Below are 18,052 nucleotides of genomic sequence, written 5' to 3'. Positions count from 1 at the left end.
ACTTATCGGACCAGGTCACATTTGGGCGGGATGCAATGATTGATCCCGCCTATGTGCGCACCATGGCCCGGTACAATATCTGGCAGAACGGAAATCTGTTCACCGCGGCCGAGACGCTGTCTCCGGATGATCGTGCTGCGGATCGCGGTGCGTTTTTCGGATCGATCCACGGCACCCTCAATCACCTGCTGTGGGGCGATCAAATGTGGATGAGCCGGTTCACGGACCGGCCGAAGCCCGAGATCGGCATCGGCGACTCAGGCCGCCTGTTCGCCAATTGGGACGATCTGGCTCGCAACCGCCGGGCCCTTGATTCGGAAATCCTGGCCTGGGCGGAAGGGCTGGATGGCGCGTGGCTGGCGGGTGAGTTGTCTTGGTATTCCGGTGCCACGAAACGAGAGATGACGCACCGGCTCGCGGATCTGGTGGTTCATTTCTTCAATCATCAGACCCATCACCGCGGACAGGTCCACGCCATGCTGACTGCCGCCGGGGCGCATCCCGACGATACCGACCTGATGCTGATGTCCGCCGAGTAAACCTGGGCCGCTCGAAAGACTAGGCTGCCCGCATCGGTGCCAGAAATTTGTCGACCTCCGCTTTCGGCTCTTCAGAGCGGCGTTCGAGTTGCTGCGCGGCCTCGTGGACGTTTGATGAAGGCACCCTGCGCGAGCAGGTGTGTGACCCTCTCACGAGGGCAGCCTAAATCATTGCCGACATTGCTAGAATGCGGTGCAGTTTGGGGAGATTCCTTGCCGGATTCCGAGGGAATCCTGCATATTGAAAGAATGATCGAGGAAGTCGAAGACGACGGAGAAGAGAAAGATCCGCTGCCTGTCCGCAAGGAGACCGGGCCGCTGATGTTTTTGAGCCTTTTTCTCCTGCTGCTCGCCTTCTTCATCCTGCTGAATACCATCTCGACCCTCAGGGAGACCAAGTCCCGCGATGTGTTGAGTTCCGTTGCCGCCACGTTCCAGAGCGATACGGATCCTGACGAGACCGCCGAGATCCTCGTTTCGACATTGGGCCCGGTACTGGAACCGGAACAGGTCATCGACGAGGTCGAGCGGCTATGGCTGACGGAGATCCCCTTCGTGAAGGTCGAGCGGGTGACCAATGGCCGTCACATCGTCATCGAACTGCCAATCATTCAGCTCTTTGTCAGCGGTCAGGCCCGTGTTCGCGGCGACAGACAGGACCTGGTCAAGGCGACGTCCTATGTCCTGTCGTCGCGCATCCCGGATCAGGTCGTAATCATGCAGGCCATTCTTTTCGTCGAAGGTCTGGGGGCGGTTTCGCCGACGGTGGTGTCGTTGTCCAATGCCGGAGACGAAAACCGGACCGTCGATCCGGCGGATCCGGACGCCAATTTTGGTGCCGAGCCGGACCTGAACGGGACCGAACTGGCGTTTGCGCGGGTCGGTGTCCTGGCGCAAAGCCTGATTGACGGCGGCACTCCGCCAGACAATCTCGAGGTGGGTATCCGCAAGGGCAACGAAGCCCGTATCCGGTTTCGCTTCTTCATCCGGTCCGCGGACGCGGCGCGGATGACGTTCTCCGATGTCACCCGTGCCGGAGGGGAACAATGAGCGATATCTTCCAGGCACAGCAGGACGATCCGCAGGAAGAGGCGTTTGACGAGGCGCCGGTCGAACGTCAGCCGGAATCGACCGGTGCCGTGCTGGACGATGACGGCATTCCGGAAGATGTGGTGGAGAAATCGCCGATCTGGCTGGTGACCTTTGGTGACGTTTCGGCCCTGATGCTCGCATTTTTCGTGATGCTGTATTCGATGTCGCATCTGCAGTCCGAAAAATGGGATGCCGTCATCTCGATTCTGGCCACTCGGGACGAGCCGGTGAAGCCGGGAGAGCCGACCCCCGTCGGCGAACGGACGATCACGCGGATCGACCTCATTCCCGCATTTCCCACCGGCTATCTTGAACGGATCCTGAACGAGAAGCTCGACGGCGATCCCTTGCTGGCGGATATCCGGATGACCGGGCTGGAGGATCAGTTGGTCTTGTCCTTGCCGACCGACCGATACTTTGACGGTTCCGGTGCAACACTGAACAATCTCGGCATTCGAACCATCTCCAGCCTTGCCTCGGTTTTCCGGCAGTTCGGTAACCGATTGGACATTCGTGGACATACCTCGCCGGAGCCGCTGCCTTCGGACTCTCCATTCCGCGATCGCTGGGGCCTCAGTCTCGCACGTGCCCTGGCGGTGGCTAAGTCATTGGAACAGGCTGGCTATAACGGTGATTTGTCGGTTTTGGGACAGGCGGACTCGGTTTATCGTCACATTGACCGGGATATTCCGGAATCCCGCCGCTTCGAACTGGCGCGGCGGGTCGATATTGTCATCGTGCCGGAGGCCCGGGGCCAATGAGGTCTTTTCGCCCCAGATTACGCGTCGGATTGCTATCCGCCCTGCTGGCGACGGCAGCCATTCCTGTCGCATGGGCCCAGGATGCGGTCAGCGTACGCGCCTGGCAGCATTCCGATTTTGCCCGCATGGTCTTCGACTGGCCGAGCGCGGTCGGCTATTCCGCGTCGATCGACGGTAGGGTCCTGACCATTCGTTTCGACCGGGCCATGTCGGTCGATCTGGCGCCGGTGCGGGAGCGACTGGGGGATTACGTGACCCAAGCCAGCGCCGCCCCCGATGGTCAGGTCCTCACCTTTCAGCTGACCGGCCCGATGGCGCTCGGCGACTTCACCAACGAGAACTCGATCGTCGTCGATCTGCGCCAGGCGCCGAACGTGGCGGAACAGGCGCCGACACCGGCCCAGACCGAGGCGCCGCCCCCGCAGGTCGCTGTTCCGGCACCCGACGAGGCGGTCGCCCTGAACGTTAGAGTCGGGGAGCATCCGAATTATACGCGGATTGTTTTCGACTGGCCGACATCGACGCAGTACTCGGTGGATCGCGATGGCCGCGCCGTCACCGTCGATTTCGGACGCGCGGCGCGGATCGACGTGGCCGCCCTGACCGAGGCGCTGCCGCCCGGTATCCGGGTTGCTGCAGCAGTACCGTCCACGGGACGAACCGTGGTGACTTTTGCCGTGCCGGCTGCCGCGGAACTGCGCCATTTTCCTCTGGACGAGAAGGTCGTTCTGGATGTTCTGGCGGATGCCCGCATACGCAATGTGCCCGCGGCGCCCCTGAACGTCGCGCAATTGCCTGCGGTGCCGCAAACCGACACGACGCCTGAACCAGAACCTGCACCCCCACAGGAAGGCGCGCCTACGGTGGAAGATGCCCAGGCTGCCGCGCCGGCACCCGCAGAAGTACCGCGCGAGGAACTACCCGAAGCGCAGCAGGAAGCGCGCAGTCAGGCAGCCCTGGCCGAAGCGCTGCAGGATGGCAGCATCGAGTTTCGCGACGGGATGACACCGGACGTACCCAACGTGCCGCCTGCGCCCGAGACATCGGCTCAGAGAGACCCGATTCCGCCACCGGAGCAGCCCGAGCAGACAGCGGGCACGGGGCAGACCGCGGATGCGACCGCTAATTCCGCGCAGAAGGCGGCGGCCGCAAATACGCTCGAGGACGATGTCGGGCCGCCTCTGTTCACGTTCACATTCGACTGGGACCAGAATGTTGGTGCCGCCGTGTTCCGCAGGGCAGACAATATCTGGATCGTGTTCGACGCCTCACGGTCCATCGATCTGTCCGAGTTGCGGGCGACTGGTGCCCCCATCGTCGAACGGCTTGACCAGCTACCGGTTTCAGGGGCGACGGTTCTCCGAACCCAGGTCTCCGACCGCAAGGTCAATGTGCGTGTACGGCGGGAAGGATTCACCTGGGTTGTGGATTTCGTGAATGCGCCGCTGCGCCCGATTGGTCAGGCGCCGATCGCAGCCGATGTCACTTCCGAAATCGGACCCCACCTGCTGTTTCCCAGCGATGACCCGGGCTCGGCACTGAACGTGCCCGATCCTGAGATGGGCGATGTCATGCGCGTCGCGACCTTCCATGAATCCGGTTCCGGTGTGGACGGATTGCGGCGGTATCCTGAGTTTGAACTGCTGCCCAGCGCGCAGGGGCTGGCGATGGTTCGTCTGTCGGATACGGTTCTGCTGGACCGGAACTTTGATGGATTCCAGATCAGCGATCCCGACGGGCTTGTCATCACGGCAATCGCCCCGGAGGCGCCCATTGCCTCCGGTCCGATCCTCAGCGCGCGGCGCCTTTTTGACCTTTCAGGCCTGATGCGGGGCAGTCAGGCCGATTTCCAGCGATCGCAGCGCGCGCTGGTGCAGTCCCTGGCAGAAGTGCCCGATGAAAAGATCAACACGGCCCGTCTGGATTTCGCTGGGTTCATGATGGCCCATGATCGTGGGCAGGAGGCCCTGGGCGTGCTGCGGGTCGTGGAAAAATCGGATGCGCAATTGATGGCGCGACCGGAGAACCAGGCACTGCACGCCGCAGCCGCGGTCCTTGCCGGACGCAGCGAACAGGCACGCGGGCTATTGAACGATCCGCGCCTCGACGGGTTTGCCGAGGCGGCAATCTGGCGCGGTGCGGCCCTGGCCAGCGAAGGCATTTACGGGCCCGCCAGCGATGCCTTCGGCCCTGGCGACAGTCTGCTGACCCGGTATCCGTTTCCACTGAAGGCGCGGCTGGGGCTGCTGCGCATCGAGACGGCCTTTGCGAACAAGAACCTGCATGCGGCGGAAGCCTGGATCGATCAGCTGGAGCTTGATCGGGGGGCCATGACGCAGGGGCAGCGGGCAGCCCTTGACTATCATCGCGGCCGTCTGGCCGTCGCGCGCACCGACTTCACCCTGGCGGAGGAAATCTTTCAGGAGGTGATGAAGAGCGGCGACCGCAAGTATGCCTACCAGGCGGAGCTCGCCTGGATTCGCCTTGGCCTGCGGCAGGGGCTGATGGAGGACGATGAGGCGCTGGAGCGGATGGAGAGGCTTCGCTATGCGTGGCGCGGCGACCGGACGGAACTCTACCTGTTACGCAGCCTGGGGGAACTCTATCTCAATCAGCCGAACTACTTCGATGGTCTGGATGTCTACCGTACTGCCGTGAAGTACTTCCCGGGCGATCCGGTCGCGGAGGATCTGGCCGGTGAAATGACCGAGGTCTTCGAACAGCTCTTCCTCGAAGGCGGCGTCGATGAACTGCCGCCGCTGCGGGCGTTGGCGCTTTATGAGGAATTCAAGGAGTTGACGCCGGCCGGCGTGGCGGGGGATCGGCTGATCGAAAACATCGCCGATCGCCTTGCCGCCATCGACCTTCTGGAAGAGGCGGCGGAGAAGCTGGAGGAACTGCTGGCCGACGAGAACCGCCTGCCACCCGGCGAGGAACGGGTTCGGCTGAGTTCCAAACTCGCGCTCATCTATCTACTGGATAACGAACCCCAGAAGGCGGAAGAGGCGCTGGCCAAAGGCGGCGGCGATCTGGATTTCTTGGAAATCGATCCAGCCCTGCGAGCGGACCGCGACCGGTTAAGGGCACGCGCAAAGTTCCAGTTGGGCAACTATGACGAGGCGATCAAGGAACTGGCGGGGGATGTCAGCCTGGAGGCGGACATGTTGCGGCGGGACATCTATCGTCAAACCGAAAACTGGCAGGAATCGGCCAAGGTGCTGCAGCGTCTGGCGGGGAACCCGCCCGCCGACCCGGCGGAAGGTGTTGAAGGACAGACCGCCCGTTACGTCATCAACTGGGCGGTCGCCCTGTTCCAGAACGAAGACCGCGACGGTTTGCGCGATCTGGTCGATCTGTGGGGACCGACCATGGCGAACAGCAGCCTGTCGGGGGTGTTCGATTACATCACCAATCAGGAACGCCCGCCGACCGGTGGCGACGTGTTGCAGACCGTCGATCAGCTGATCGGTTCTCAGCGCTTCGACAACTTCCTGTCGGCCTATCGCGACCGCTTGTTCGCACCGCCCGAGCCTCCGAATGTCGAGGTCAGCGCATCCTGACCCGTATCCGGTGTCGTCGCACTATATCGGGTTGAAGCTCTGCACCAGACTGCCGACGACCAGGTACCACCCGTCGACCAACACGAAGAAGATGAGCTTGAACGGCAGTGAGATCATCACCGGCGGCAGCATCATCATCCCCATGGACATCAGGACCGACGCGATCACCATGTCGATGACGACGAAGGGGACGAAAAGCAGAAAGCCGATTTCAAAGGCGCGCTTGAGTTCCGATATCATGAAGGCGGGTATCAGGGCCCGCAGCGGCGTATCGGCCGGATTGTCGACGGCCGGCATGCCGCCGATGTCGAGAAAGAGCATCAGATCGCGGTCCCGAACATGCCGAAGCATGAACTCCCGGAACGGTGCGATTGCCAGTTCGAAGGCCTGTTCCTCCGAAATCCGTTCCTCGATCAGGGGCTGGATCCCGTCATTGTAGGATTGTTCCAGCGTCGGCTGCATGATGAAGAAGGTCAGGAACAGGGCGAGGCTGATCAGCACCGTGTTCGGTGGCGTCTGCTGCGCGCCGAAGGCGGTCCGCAGCAGCGAGAAGGCGATAATCAGCCGCGTGAAACTGGTGATCATGACCAACAGTGACGGGGCAAGGGACAGCACCGTCAGCAGCGCGATCAACTGTACCAGGCGACCGGTCACCGTCCCGCCTTCGCCGATATCGATATTGATCGACTGGGCGAAGGCCGGCAGCGCGGGCAGGATCATCAGGGCTACCGCAATCGGGAGGACGGGGAGCAGTCGACGAAGGAATGTCGTCATGCGGCGGGTCATGCGTCCTGCCTTTCCTCTGACGCCGTCGCTGTCGCCGGTTTTCTACGTATCTGACGGACCATGGCATCCAGGCGGGTGGCTACACCGGCGGGTGTCGGCATCTTCTCCTGGTCGCTTTCGTCCGGCGCGTCGATATCGGATTCGACGATCCGGTCGCCATTCGGGCCGAGAAGCAGGAGGTGTTCCTTGCCATCGCGCCGTACCAGCATCAGTCGGCGCCGTGGATCGAGGGGCAGCGTTTCGATAATGGACAGACGCCGCGCCCCGGTACGGTTTCGCGGCATGGTGAGGGCGCCCGGACCGAACCGCCGCAGCATCAATGCCACGAATCCGATCAGGCCCAGAACGAATATCAGGGCTAGAACGAATTGTGCGTAATCGGCGGGGTCCATCCGTACGTTCGGCCTTCTGATCGACGCAGAGAGTCTGTCGGCCGACCCACTCAATTCGGAAAGTACCGAATATTAGCGCGGATCCAGGTCCGGCGGAGACCGACCATTCAGAGCGTAAACGTAGCGAAGGATTTCCGCCACAGCGATGAAGGCCTCGACTGGGATCTCCTCGCCGACCTCAGTGGCTGCCAGGATCTCGACCAGATCGGAGTCGGAGCGAACGGGAATGTCCAGCTCCTCCGCCATTTCGATAATTCTTTCAGCAAGATAGCCACGGCCGCTCGCGCTGACGACTGGCGCCTGATCGGCGTTGTCCGGCTTGTAGGTCAGGGCGACCGCGACGGATTCCGGAACAGCGTCGGACTCTGTATCCGCCGGCGTGGGGGCGCGCTTCGAGAACGGGCGCTTTGAACGGTTCATTCCGATACTCCGCTTGAGCCCGAAGAGTATGCGGCAGATTCTTTATAAATTTCAATGGGTTTTGTGAGCTTCTCGATTCTTTGAATTCGATGGTTTGAGTAAAACATTATGGTATTCTGGTCGTAAAGTTAAGTTACCTTTTTTGAGAGGGGGTAATTCACAATGATAATCCGTAAAATGAATTTTATACTAGAATATATCCGGTTTCATCATGAGGCAAATCAAGATAATTTCTTGAAATGCTCTGAGTTCAGGATGAGCAGGTGCGAATCGCTTGGTCGATAGAGAAAGTTGGCACGGTGATTGCTTAAATGTCGTCGTGGGGTCGCGATACCGGAGGAGAGACCGGTGACCCGACGAAAACTGGAGAGAGGACAGATCCGATGGGAATGGGAAATACCGCCCTTTTCGGAATGATGACCGAAAAAATGGCCTGGTTGGGTCAGCGTCAGCGCGTGCTGGCGCAGAACATCGCCAATGCCGACACACCGGATTACAACGCGCGCGACCTGAAGCCGCTCAGCTTCAAGGATTCGATGTCCCGAGAGGCCGCGCCGGTTTCGCTGTCGGTTTCCGACCCGCGTCACGTCGCGCTGCCCAAGCAGAATTCGCAGTTCCGCGAAAATCAGGCGGACAAGACCTACGAAGTCTCGATTGACGAGAACAGCGTGGTTCTGGAAGAGCAGATGATGAAGATGAGCCAGACTGCGGGCGATTTCACGCTGGCCACCAACATCTATCGCAAATACATGCAGCTTCACCGCGCGGCGCTCGGCCGCGGCGGCCAGGGCGGCTGATAGCCGGTTCGGCAGGAGGACAGGACAATGGACGATTTTCGCGCTTCGATGTTCATCGCCGGGTCGGGTATGCGGGCCCAGGGCGTTCGCCTTCGGGTGATCTCGGAAAACATCGCCAACGCCGATTCCGTGGCGGACACACCCGGCGGCGATCCCTATCGACGCAAGGTCATCACCTTCAAGAACGTCATGGATGACGCCTTGCAGGCCGATGTGGTACGGGTTCGGGAGATCGGCGAGGATCCGTCGGATTTCGAACTGCAGTTCGACCCGTCGCATCCGGCGGCAAACGAGGACGGATACGTCCAGTTGCCGAATGTAAGCACGCTGATTGAAAGCATGGACATGCGGGAGGCAAGCCGCAGTTATCAGGCGAACCTGCGCATGGTCGAAATGGCGAAGACGATGTTCTCGCAGACCGTGAGCATTCTTCGCTGACGCCTGATGCCCGGCCGTTCGGGAGGGAGAGACCTGAACGGCAAAATCGGGTAGGATGTCAGGAGACGCCGTGTAGCGGGTGGGACCGAACTTCGCGGCGGAAAGGAGAGAGACGATGGCAATCGATCCGATGACAGCCGCTGCGGCCTACCGCGCGAATTCGGGGGCGGGCCGGGCCTTTGAGACAGGCTCTCAGGACGGCCCTACCGAAACCAGCGGATCCAGCTTTGTCGATCTGGTCCGCGGTGCGGCAAAGGAAGCCATCGATACGAATTATCAGGCGGAGGAAGTGACCGCCCGGGCCATGGCCGGACAGGCAAATGTTACCGAGGTCGTGACCGCGCTGGCGGAGGCGGAAAGCACGCTGAATACCATCGTGACCGTGCGCGATCGTGTCATTTCGGCCTATCAGGAAATCCTTCGCATGCCGATCTGATCCGGCTTGGCCGGGGACGGAATCGGATAGTCTGTTTCGCGTGCCACCGGTGGGGTGGCATGCCGGCGTTCGACGGAAGGACGATGAACGAAGCTCAAGCACTCGATGTCGCGCGTGAGGCGGTTTACGCCTTGCTGATCGTGTCAACCCCGCTGATGGTCATCGGGCTGGCGGTCGGTCTGGCAATCGCCATTTTTCAGGCGCTGACGCAGATTCAGGAAGTGACCCTGACCTTTGTTCCGAAGATCATCGTGATCTTCCTGTCGCTGTTGGTCCTGTTGCCCTTCATGTTGCGGCAACTGACCGACCTGACGATGTTCCTGATGGACAAGATCGTGGCGATCGGCTGACCGCAAACCCTCCCGAAGGGCCGCCGCAATGCTTCAGGCCGTACTGACGGCAGAAGTGTTCACAGTCTTCATGGTGTTCGCCCGCGTCGGCAGCGCCTTTGTCATGCTGCCTACGATCGGGGAACAGTTTCTCAGCCCGCGGGCGCGCCTGGCCCTGGCGGTCATGATTGCGCTGGTTGTGGCGCCCGCGGTGGAGCCGGTCATTCCGGCCCTTCCGCCGACATTGTCGGGCATGCTAGGGCTGCTGTTCATCGAGATCCTGGTCGGCCTGTTCATCGGGACCGCCGCACGACTGCTGTTCATGGCGCTGGCGATCGCCGGATCGTTCTACAGCTTCATGAGCGGCCTCGCGAGTGCGCTCATGTTCAACCCGTTGGCCGCCGATCAGGGCGCGCTGCTGTCGATCTTCTTTTCGCTGGTCGGCATTCTGCTGCTGTTCGCGACGGATGGGCACCATCTGTTGATCCGCGCGGTCGTGGAGAGCTATTTGCTGTTCGAGCCCGGCGTCTATCCGATGATCGGCGACATGGCCGATGTCATCGCGCAAACGGTGACGAACTCCTTCCGTCTGGGCCTGCAACTGGCCGCGCCCATCGTGGTCATCGCGCTGTTGTTCTATGTACTGCTGGGACTCCTGGCGCGCCTGATGCCGCAGATGCAGGTCTTCTTCATCGCCATGCCACTGCAGATCATGATGGGGCTGTACTTGTTGATGATTACCCTGAGCGCCACCATGATGTGGTTTCTGAAGGAGTATCATGCCTTCCTCGGCCAGTTTCTGCCGTATTGAAGCGCCAGGTGACGGGACATGTCTGAACAACCGGACGATTCACAAAAAACAGAGGAACCCACCTCGAAACGGCTGGCCGACGCCCGATCGAAGGGTCAGGTGGCGGTCAGCCGTGAAATCAATACCTGGGTCCTGCTGTTCGGGACGGGGCTGATGATTGCCCTGGTCTTCCCGACCCTGATGCACGATCTGGCCCGGATCTTCACGGCATTCTTGGAGCGGCCTCATGATCTGCTCACGGATCGCGGCGGTCTGGGTGCCGTCACGTCTGAACTCGTGCTGGCGGTGGCGGGAATCCTGGCGGTGCCGATGGCCATCTTCGTCGTTCTGGCGCTGGCATCGGGTGTCGCGCAGACGGGCTTCAATTTCGCCACCAAACCGATTGAGCCGGAACTCAGCAAGATTTCACCCATGAAGGGGCTGCAGCGGCTGTTTTCGGCAAAGCAGCTGGTGGAGTTCGTCAAAGGCCTGATCAAGATCGTACTGGTCGGCATAATCGGCGTCGTTCTGCTGATGCCGGAAATGGAGCGAATCGACACCTTGCCGTCGATGCCGGTATCCGAACTGATGTACGAGATTCAGGCGCTGGTGCTGCGAATCTTCATCGGAATCCTCGCCTTTCTGCTGGTCATTGCCATTCTGGACGTCCTGTTCCAGCGCATGCAGCATATCAAGCAACTGCGCATGACGAAGCAGGAAGTGAAGGAGGAATACAAGAACACCGAAGGGGACCCGCAGGTGAAAGGGCGGCTGCGGCAGATCCGCATGCAGCGTGCCCGCGAGCGCATGATGCAGTCGGTCCCGTCGGCTGATGTCGTGGTAACCAACCCGACCCATTTCGCGGTCGCGCTTTCCTATAAGCCGGAAGAAATGGAAGCGCCGATTCTGGTCGCCAAGGGGCAGGATCTCGTCGCCCAGCGCATTCGCACCCTGGCGGAAGAGCATGACGTGGCGATTGTCGAAAACCCGCCCCTGGCCCGCGCCCTCTATGCCTCCGTCGAAATCGACCAGGAAGTGCCGCCGGAGCACTATGAAGCGGTGGCGAAGGTCATCTCCTACGTCTTCGGCCTGTCCGGAAAGAGGATGCCCGGATGATCGGCAACTGGTTCAGTGGTGGCGGTAAGCGGCAGGCTGTCGTGGAAAAGGACCGCGCCCGGGCACGGGCGGTGGCATTGGCCGCCAGTTCGGCGCTGGATGCGGTTGTCCTGACGGTGGAACTGGACGGCACGGTGTCCGACTGTGCGGATGGCATCGGGCTTTTTCCCACGGGCGTGTCGCCTGCATCGGTCGATGAGGCGATCGATCTTCTGGGGGGGATGCGCGATCTGCGGGACACCGTATCCATCGTCCGGGCCCGCGCCGAGCGCCCCGATCACGCCGAGGAGGAGCATGATGATCGCGGTCAGCCGGTGGTCGCCATACCCGCCGGTTCCGGTGGCGGACGGTCGGAGGAAGTACGCTGGATCACGGTCGAGGCGCGGCGGATCGAAACCTCGGACGACCCGATGGAGTGTCGCTCGGTTTTGGTTTTTCGGGAAGTCACTGAGGAACGGCGTCGCGCCGACGCCACGGAACGCCGGCTGGCCCTGATGAATCGGGCTTTGGACCGGGCCCCCTTCGGTCTGGTCGTGCTGGACGCGGATGGTCAGGTCCGCGATACGAATACCGCCTTTCGCCGCCTGATCGGCGGACGTCCGGTTTCCGGCAAGGATTTCGCCGACCTGTTCGTAGTGGATGATCAGGAACGTCTGAGCGAAATGCTGAAGATGTTGTGCGAAACGCCGGGCGACGCCCCCAATGTGGCGCCGATCGATCTGCGCCTGAATTCGGAGGAGGAGCGGGTGGTGACGATCTACGCCAACCGCACCATCATTCCCGAACGGGAGCGCCACGGCGTTCTGATTCACGCGATTGACGCCACGGAGCGAAAGCGGCTGGAAACGCAATTCGCACAGTCCCAGAAGATGCAGGCCGTGGGACAGCTTGCCGGCGGGATTGCGCACGATTTCAACAATGTGCTGACGGCGATCATCGGGTTCTGCGACCTGCTGCTTCAGCGCCATCAGCCCGGCGACCCCTCTTTTGCCGATGTGATGCAGATTCAGCAGAATGCCAATCGGGCTGCCGGCCTGACACGGCAGTTGTTGGCCTTCTCGCGGCAGCAGACGATCCGTTCCCGCCTCGTCGATGTGACGGATACGCTGGCGGAACTGGCAAATCTGCTGCGCAGGCTTCTTGGTGAAAGCATCGAGCTGTCCATGATCCACGGGCGCGATCTGTGGAATGTCCGGGGCGATCGCGGACAGTTGGAGCAGGTCATCATCAACCTTGCGGTCAATGCCCGGGACGCCATGGAACGCGGCGGTCGGTTGATCGTTCAGACAGACAATTTCTCCTCGGACCGACCGTATCAGATGCGTGAGGAAGTCATGTCCGCCGGGGAATATGTCACGATCACGGTTACCGATACCGGGATGGGCATGACCCCGGAAGTGTTGAGCCGAATCTTCGAGCCCTTTTACACGACCAAGGAGGTCGGGCAGGGGACAGGCCTGGGGCTTGCCATGGTCTATGGCAGCGTCAGCCAGATGGGCGGCTTCGTGGTTGCCCATTCCGACGGCCCCGGCAAGGGCGCTTCCTTCAGCTTGTACCTGCCGCGGGCTCAGGCAACGGCGAAGGATGCGGCAGACACTGCAAAGGGCACCGAAACGGCGGAGCTGACCGACGACACCGGTGGCGAGCGAATCCTGCTGGTCGAGGACGAAGACGCCGTGCGGCTGTTCAGTGCCCGCGCCCTGCGATCCAAGGGGTATGAAGTCACCGAGGCGCGGACCGGGGAGATCGCCCTGGAAATCCTGGCGGACGCGTCGTTCGACCTGCTGATCACGGATATGGTGATGCCGAAGGTCGATGGTGCCACCCTGATCCGGGAGGCGCGCCGGGCCATGCCCGACCTGCCGGTCATCTGCATTTCAGGTTACACGCGGGAATCCGTCGCCAAGGAGGTGGCGGAACTGCCCAAGGTCAGCTTCCTGTCAAAACCGTTCTCTCTGAAACAGCTCTCGACACGCGTGCGCAGTTCGCTCGAATCGGCGATCAAGTCCTCCTGATCGGACGGTCCCGGCAAGTCCATACCGAATTCGGTGCTAATCCGGAACGATCTGGAACAGGGGCGGGGAGAATTGCGAATTCCCGTCATACTATTCTTTTTTCGACGACAATTATTCCTCGACAATGAGAACAAAAAAAGACTTTGTGGAAAAGAACAATTCGTGTACGGTCATGCCAGTTGCATCGGAAACGCGGCTGTGACAGGAAGGACGCACCAATGACGCAAGCGGCACTCCGCCTAGTGGGCAAGGACGAGATGGACAAACAAAAAGCACTGGAAGCGGCCCTGGGCCAGATCGAACGATCCTTCGGGAAGGGCTCGATCATGAAGCTCGGCCAGCAACAGTCGCTGGATATCGAAGCGGTCTCCACCGGCTCCCTGGGGCTGGACATTGCGCTCGGCATCGGTGGCGTGCCGAAGGGGCGGATCATCGAAGTGTTCGGCCCGGAAAGTTCGGGCAAGACGACCCTGGCTCTGCATGTCGTCGCTGAAGCTCAGAAGACCGGTGGAACCTGTGCCTTTGTCGACGCGGAACATGCGCTAGACCCGGTCTATGCGCGCAAGCTTGGCGTCAATGTCGACGAATTGCTGATCTCTCAGCCTGATGCCGGTGAGCAGGCGCTGGAGATTGCGGATACGCTGGTGCGTTCGGGCGCGGTCGATGTGCTTGTGATCGACTCGGTCGCAGCGTTGGTGCCGCGCGCAGAGCTGGAAGGCGAAATGGGCGACAGTCATGTCGGCCTTCAGGCCCGCCTGATGAGTCAGGCCCTGCGCAAGTTGACCGGCTCGATCAAGCGCTCCAATTGCCTGGTGATCTTCATCAACCAGATTCGCATGAAGATCGGCGTCATGTTCGGAAGCCCGGAAACCACGACCGGCGGTAATGCGCTGAAGTTCTACGCCTCGGTGCGTCTCGATATTCGCCGTATCGGCCAGATCAAGGACAAGGACGAGGTCGTCGGGAACCAGACCCGCGTCAAGGTCGTCAAGAACAAGGTCGCGCCGCCGTTTCGAATGGTCGAGTTCGATATCATGTATGGCGAGGGCATCTCGAAGACCGGCGAACTGCTCGATCTGGGCGTCAATGCCGGGATCGTCGAGAAGTCGGGGTCCTGGTTCTCCTACAGCGGCAACCGTATTGGTCAGGGGCGTGAAAACGCCAAGCGTTTCCTGTCCGAAAACACGGATGTCGCGGGCGAGATCGAACGGTCCATTCGCGAGAAGGCGGGCATTCTCTCGTCCAACATGCTGGACCGGCCCGATGAGGACGAGAAGAAGGAAGCCGACCTCAGCCCAGAGGATGCGCCGGACGCCTGATCCGGACAATGAAGCATTTCCCGGTCGTTTGAAGTTGAAGCGGCCGATATGTTGCCGGCAGAGCACCGCGACCGGCGGGGGGATCGTCCTCCCGCCGGTCGTACTTTGTGTCAGCCGGTGCGCCACTCTCTGGCGAGGGCCACAAACTCCGTAACGGATAGTTCTTCGGCCCGCCGGGTTGCCGCAATCCCGGCTCTGCCCAGAAGTGCCTCCGCCGGTATGCCGAGGGATTTCAACGATCCGCGCAGCATCTTGCGGCGTTGCCCGAATGCGGCCTGGGTAATTTTCTCCAGGTCCTCCATTCGGCAATCCGTGGGGCCCGGAACACGGGGCACGAGACTGACGACGCTGGAGGATACTTTCGGCGGTGGGGTGAAGGCCTGTGGCGGCAGCGTCAGCGCAATGCGCGTTTCGCACCGCCAGTTGCACAGTACCGAAAGCCGCGAATAGGCGGAATCCCGGGGGCTGGCGACAATCCGATCCGCGACCTCCTTCTGGAACATCAGGGTCAAGCCGGCAAGAGCGTCTGCCTGCCTCAACCAGCCGATCAGTAGCGGTGTCGCGATGTTGTAGGGCAGGTTGGCCACGATCCGGATTGGACCGGGGCCCAGCGCCGTGACGTCGACATCCAGTGCATCCTCCTGAAGGATGGTCAGTTGTCCCGCCGCGGCGTCGACCAGCGGCTGCAGTGCCGTGATGCACCGCACATCCTTTTCGATCGCGACAACTTTCTGCGCGCCTTCCAGAAGCAATCCACGGGTCAGCCCTCCAGGGCCTGGACCGATTTCGACGATCGTTCCCTGGTCAATGGCACCTGCCGCGCGCGCAATCTTGGATGTCAGATTGAGATCGAGCAGGAAGTTCTGTCCCAGGGACTTACGTGCGGCGAGACCGTGGTCGGCGATCACGCTGCGAAGCGGCGGCAGGGCCGCAACCGCATCCCGGACACTCATGCCGCCTTGTCCCGGTGCTGCGCCATCCGCCCGGCCATTTGAATTGCCGCGACCAGACTGTCGGGTCGGGCCTTACCGGTTCCGGCCAGATCGAAGGCGGTTCCATGATCCGGAGAGGTCCGGATGAAGGGCAAGCCCAAGGTGACATTAACGCCGCCATGAAAGTCGAGGGTCTTCACCGGGATCAGCGCCTGATCATGGTACATGCAGATTGCCACGTCGTACCGTTCGCGGGCCTCTGCATGGAACATGGTGTCGCCGGGCAGGGGGCCGCAAATGTTGAGGCCTTCACTGCGCAGCTGATCGAGGGCGGGCGCGATGATTGTCTGTTCCTCGGTCCCCAGGGCGCCGCCTTCACCGGCGTGAGGGTTCAAACCGGCCACTGCGAGGCGTGGTGTTGTCAGCCCGAACCAGCGGATCAGGTCGTGATGAACGATCCGGCAGGTGTCGACGATCAGCTCAGGGGTAAGAGTGGTCGCGGCAGCGCTCAGGGAGACGTGGACAGTGACCGGCACTGCGCGAAGCTGATCGTTTGCCAGCATCATGACGGTGCGGGGAACGTTACCAAGTTCCGCCAGAAACTCCGTATGTCCGGGATGGTGAAATCCGGCCTGATACAGAATGCCCTTGTGGATGGGATTGGTGACGAGCCCGGAGGCTGTTCCTGCCATGCAGAACGACACGGCCGCTTCGATGGAGCCCAGAACAGCCCGTCCGTTCTCCGGGTTCGGGCGTCCGGGTTCGACCGGGGCAGGCAGGGACAGCGGCAATACCGGCAGCGCGTTATCAAAAACGGCGCCGGCCTCGTCGGGGCTGTCGATCTCGCTGATCGGCAGTGCCGGGTCTATGGCGGTCAGTCGGGCCGGATCATCTATCAGGGCAAATACCGGCAGGTTTAGAGAGTTCCGCGCCTTCCAGGCGGCAATGGCAATCTCGCCGCCAATTCCGGCAGGCTCTCCCATCGTGACGACCAGCGGCCTTTCCGGTTCATTAGGCAAGACCGGATCCTCTACAGCCGGATGTCGATAAATGCCTCGCGGCGAAGGTCCCGCATCTTGCGGCGGACGAGCAATTCCAGGCGTTGGGTTCCCAACCGTTCCTGGATCTGAACGCGGCTCGGCAGGCTCAGGCCGGGGTCGCTGCGCTCGCAAATGGTGACCAACAGGATCGCGTTGCCGTTGTCGATCGGATCCGAGGTCTGGCCGGGTTGCAGGGAGGCAATGGCTTCTTGCACCTGACCGGGAAGTTCCCCCAGCTTAATGTCCCGCGCGGCCGCCACATTGGCGCCTTCCCGGCTGTCGCCATAGCGTTTCAGTGCGTCGCAACTGTCGATTCCGGGCATCGCCGCTCTTAAGTCCTGAACAATGGCCTGGCGATCCTGGTCGGACGCATGTCCCGGCACGCGCTGGATCAGTTGAAACAGGCTGACTTCGGTATTGGACGGATCCCGTCCGATCCGCTGTACGTCGGTGACATAGAGGAGATAATAGCCGGCGAAGGTTCGGATCGGGGCGGAAATCATACCCGGCTGCAGATCGGCCAGTGCATCGTCCAATTCTTCCGGCAACTGACCCGGCGCGATCCAACCCAGATCGCCCCCTTGCGCGGCTGACCCGCTTTCAGAGAAACTGTTCGCAACACTTGCGAAATCCGCACCGCCTCGAATCTGGCTCAGAAGGCGTTCCGCATCCTGGCGGACCTGGTTGTCCTCATCGGGATTGTCGACGCCGAGAAAGATTTCATAGGTTCGTTTCTGCGGTTGGTCGGAGACTTGACGCAGGCGTTCAAGCTCCTCGTCAATCTCCTCTTCGCCGACTTCAACCTGGCGCGCCAGCCGTCGACCGGCATATCGGGCCCAGGCAAGCTGCGAGCGGATCTGTACGCGCAGTGTTTCGATTTCGATGCCGCGAGAGGCAAGGAAAGCGGGAAATTGCACCGGGGGAATGTTGTTGCGCTCCGCAAGCACTCGGATTTCGTCATCCACCTCGCGATCGGAAATCGTGACGCCGTTGCTTTCCGCCTCCTGAACCTGAAGACGCTCGTCGATGAGGCCGCGCAGGACCTGGGGCATCAGACGCTGCCGGGTCTGTTGGTCGAGCCGCAGGTTGGAAGACAAGGCGACAAGACGCAGCCGTTGTTCAAGATCGAGCACCGAAATGATGTCGTCATTCACGACCGCCGCGATCCGCATGAGGTTCTGCTGTGCGCTCGCGGTTTGAGGTGCTGCGACAAATCCCGGCACGGCGACAGCCATTGCGGCCATTGTCAGAGCACATGCCCGGCACAGCGTACCGATCCGATTAGCCATT

The 18,052-nt window shown here is 61.3% G+C and carries 18 protein-coding genes; 12 read left to right on the top strand and 6 right to left on the bottom strand.

Annotated features, from left to right (window positions below; all coding sequences use genetic code 11):
* Window positions 1-35 precede the first annotated feature (35 nt).
* The 4 genes from R8L07_20760 (at window position 36) to R8L07_20745 (ending at window position 5,952) form a co-directional block, all read left to right on the top strand.
* On the top strand, window positions 36-539 hold the full coding sequence (locus R8L07_20760) for a DinB family protein (GenBank protein MDW3207974.1): 504 nt from the start codon (window positions 36-38) through the stop codon (window positions 537-539).
* A 213-nt stretch (window positions 540-752) separates the two neighbouring features.
* Window positions 753-1,589, top strand: a complete 837-nt coding sequence (locus R8L07_20755) for a hypothetical protein (GenBank protein ID MDW3207973.1) — start codon at window positions 753-755, stop codon at window positions 1,587-1,589.
* Complete coding sequence (locus R8L07_20750; protein ID MDW3207972.1) at window positions 1,586-2,392, top strand: flagellar motor protein MotB; 807 nt, start codon at window positions 1,586-1,588, stop codon at window positions 2,390-2,392. The genes R8L07_20755 and R8L07_20750 overlap by 4 nt, the downstream gene beginning before the upstream one ends.
* Window positions 2,389-5,952, top strand: a complete 3,564-nt coding sequence (locus R8L07_20745; GenBank protein MDW3207971.1) for a hypothetical protein — start codon at window positions 2,389-2,391, stop codon at window positions 5,950-5,952. Before R8L07_20750 ends, R8L07_20745 begins: the two co-directional genes overlap by 4 nt.
* 21 nt (window positions 5,953-5,973) lie before the next feature.
* Here R8L07_20745 and fliP read toward each other — a convergent pair whose 3' ends face one another.
* The 3 genes from fliP to R8L07_20730 form a co-directional block, all read right to left on the bottom strand.
* On the bottom strand, window positions 5,974-6,738 hold the full coding sequence (gene fliP / locus R8L07_20740; protein ID MDW3207970.1) for a flagellar type III secretion system pore protein FliP: 765 nt from the start codon (window positions 6,736-6,738) through the stop codon (window positions 5,974-5,976).
* On the bottom strand, window positions 6,735-7,130 hold the full coding sequence (locus tag R8L07_20735; protein ID MDW3207969.1) for a flagellar biosynthetic protein FliO: 396 nt from the start codon (window positions 7,128-7,130) through the stop codon (window positions 6,735-6,737). Before R8L07_20735 ends, fliP begins: the two co-directional genes overlap by 4 nt.
* 72 nt (window positions 7,131-7,202) lie before the next feature.
* Window positions 7,203-7,550: an EscU/YscU/HrcU family type III secretion system export apparatus switch protein gene (locus tag R8L07_20730; GenBank protein ID MDW3207968.1), complete on the bottom strand. Its 348-nt coding sequence runs from the start codon at window positions 7,548-7,550 to the stop codon at window positions 7,203-7,205.
* Window positions 7,551-7,939: 389 nt separating this feature from the next.
* Here R8L07_20730 and flgB point away from each other — a divergent pair, with 389 nt between their 5' ends.
* The 8 genes from flgB to recA all read left to right on the top strand — a co-directional run bounded on the left by flgB (window position 7,940) and on the right by recA (window position 14,790).
* A complete protein-coding gene (flgB, locus tag R8L07_20725; protein ID MDW3207967.1) occupies window positions 7,940-8,347 on the top strand; it encodes a flagellar basal body rod protein FlgB in 408 nt (135 codons plus the stop codon).
* Window positions 8,348-8,374: 27 nt separating this feature from the next.
* A complete protein-coding gene (gene flgC, locus R8L07_20720; protein ID MDW3207966.1) occupies window positions 8,375-8,785 on the top strand; it encodes a flagellar basal body rod protein FlgC in 411 nt (136 codons plus the stop codon).
* A 115-nt stretch (window positions 8,786-8,900) separates the two neighbouring features.
* Window positions 8,901-9,221: a flagellar hook-basal body complex protein FliE gene (fliE, locus tag R8L07_20715; GenBank protein MDW3207965.1), complete on the top strand. Its 321-nt coding sequence runs from the start codon at window positions 8,901-8,903 to the stop codon at window positions 9,219-9,221.
* 83 nt (window positions 9,222-9,304) lie between these two features.
* Complete coding sequence (gene fliQ / locus R8L07_20710) at window positions 9,305-9,571, top strand: flagellar biosynthesis protein FliQ (protein ID MDW3207964.1); 267 nt, start codon at window positions 9,305-9,307, stop codon at window positions 9,569-9,571.
* A gap of 28 nt (window positions 9,572-9,599) precedes the next feature.
* Window positions 9,600-10,361, top strand: a complete 762-nt coding sequence (gene fliR, locus R8L07_20705; GenBank protein MDW3207963.1) for a flagellar biosynthetic protein FliR — start codon at window positions 9,600-9,602, stop codon at window positions 10,359-10,361.
* Between the two features lie 18 nt (window positions 10,362-10,379).
* A complete protein-coding gene (flhB, locus tag R8L07_20700; protein ID MDW3207962.1) occupies window positions 10,380-11,456 on the top strand; it encodes a flagellar biosynthesis protein FlhB in 1,077 nt (358 codons plus the stop codon).
* Window positions 11,453-13,471, top strand: coding sequence for a response regulator (locus tag R8L07_20695; protein MDW3207961.1), 2,019 nt, complete (start codon window positions 11,453-11,455; stop codon window positions 13,469-13,471). Before flhB ends, R8L07_20695 begins: the two co-directional genes overlap by 4 nt.
* 218 nt (window positions 13,472-13,689) lie before the next feature.
* The gene (gene recA / locus R8L07_20690; GenBank protein MDW3207960.1) at window positions 13,690-14,790 is read left to right on the top strand and encodes a recombinase RecA; all 1,101 of its coding nucleotides are present in this window, start codon (window positions 13,690-13,692) and stop codon (window positions 14,788-14,790) included.
* Between the two features lie 110 nt (window positions 14,791-14,900).
* Here recA and rsmA read toward each other — a convergent pair whose 3' ends face one another.
* Genes rsmA through R8L07_20675 form a run of 3 tightly spaced genes read right to left on the bottom strand, consistent with a single transcriptional unit; the run spans window position 14,901 to window position 18,051 of the window.
* Entirely contained in the window at window positions 14,901-15,743 is an 843-nt protein-coding gene (gene rsmA / locus R8L07_20685; GenBank protein MDW3207959.1) for a 16S rRNA (adenine(1518)-N(6)/adenine(1519)-N(6))-dimethyltransferase RsmA, read from the bottom strand.
* Window positions 15,740-16,741 carry a 4-hydroxythreonine-4-phosphate dehydrogenase PdxA gene (pdxA, locus tag R8L07_20680; protein MDW3207958.1) on the bottom strand — a complete coding sequence of 334 codons (1,002 nt, stop codon included), beginning with the start codon at window positions 16,739-16,741 and terminating at the stop codon, window positions 15,740-15,742. Before pdxA ends, rsmA begins: the two co-directional genes overlap by 4 nt.
* Before the next feature lie 11 nt (window positions 16,742-16,752).
* Window positions 16,753-18,051: a peptidylprolyl isomerase gene (locus tag R8L07_20675; GenBank protein MDW3207957.1), complete on the bottom strand. Its 1,299-nt coding sequence runs from the start codon at window positions 18,049-18,051 to the stop codon at window positions 16,753-16,755.
* Between the last annotated feature and the right edge of the window lies 1 nt (window position 18,052).

The sequence above is a fragment of the Alphaproteobacteria bacterium genome (assembly GCA_033344895.1).
In the GTDB taxonomy this organism is placed as follows: domain Bacteria; phylum Pseudomonadota; class Alphaproteobacteria; order UBA8366; family Aestuariispiraceae; genus Pacificispira.
Note: the sequence above shows the minus strand (reverse complement) of the source record. Positions and strands in the feature narration are given on the sequence as shown.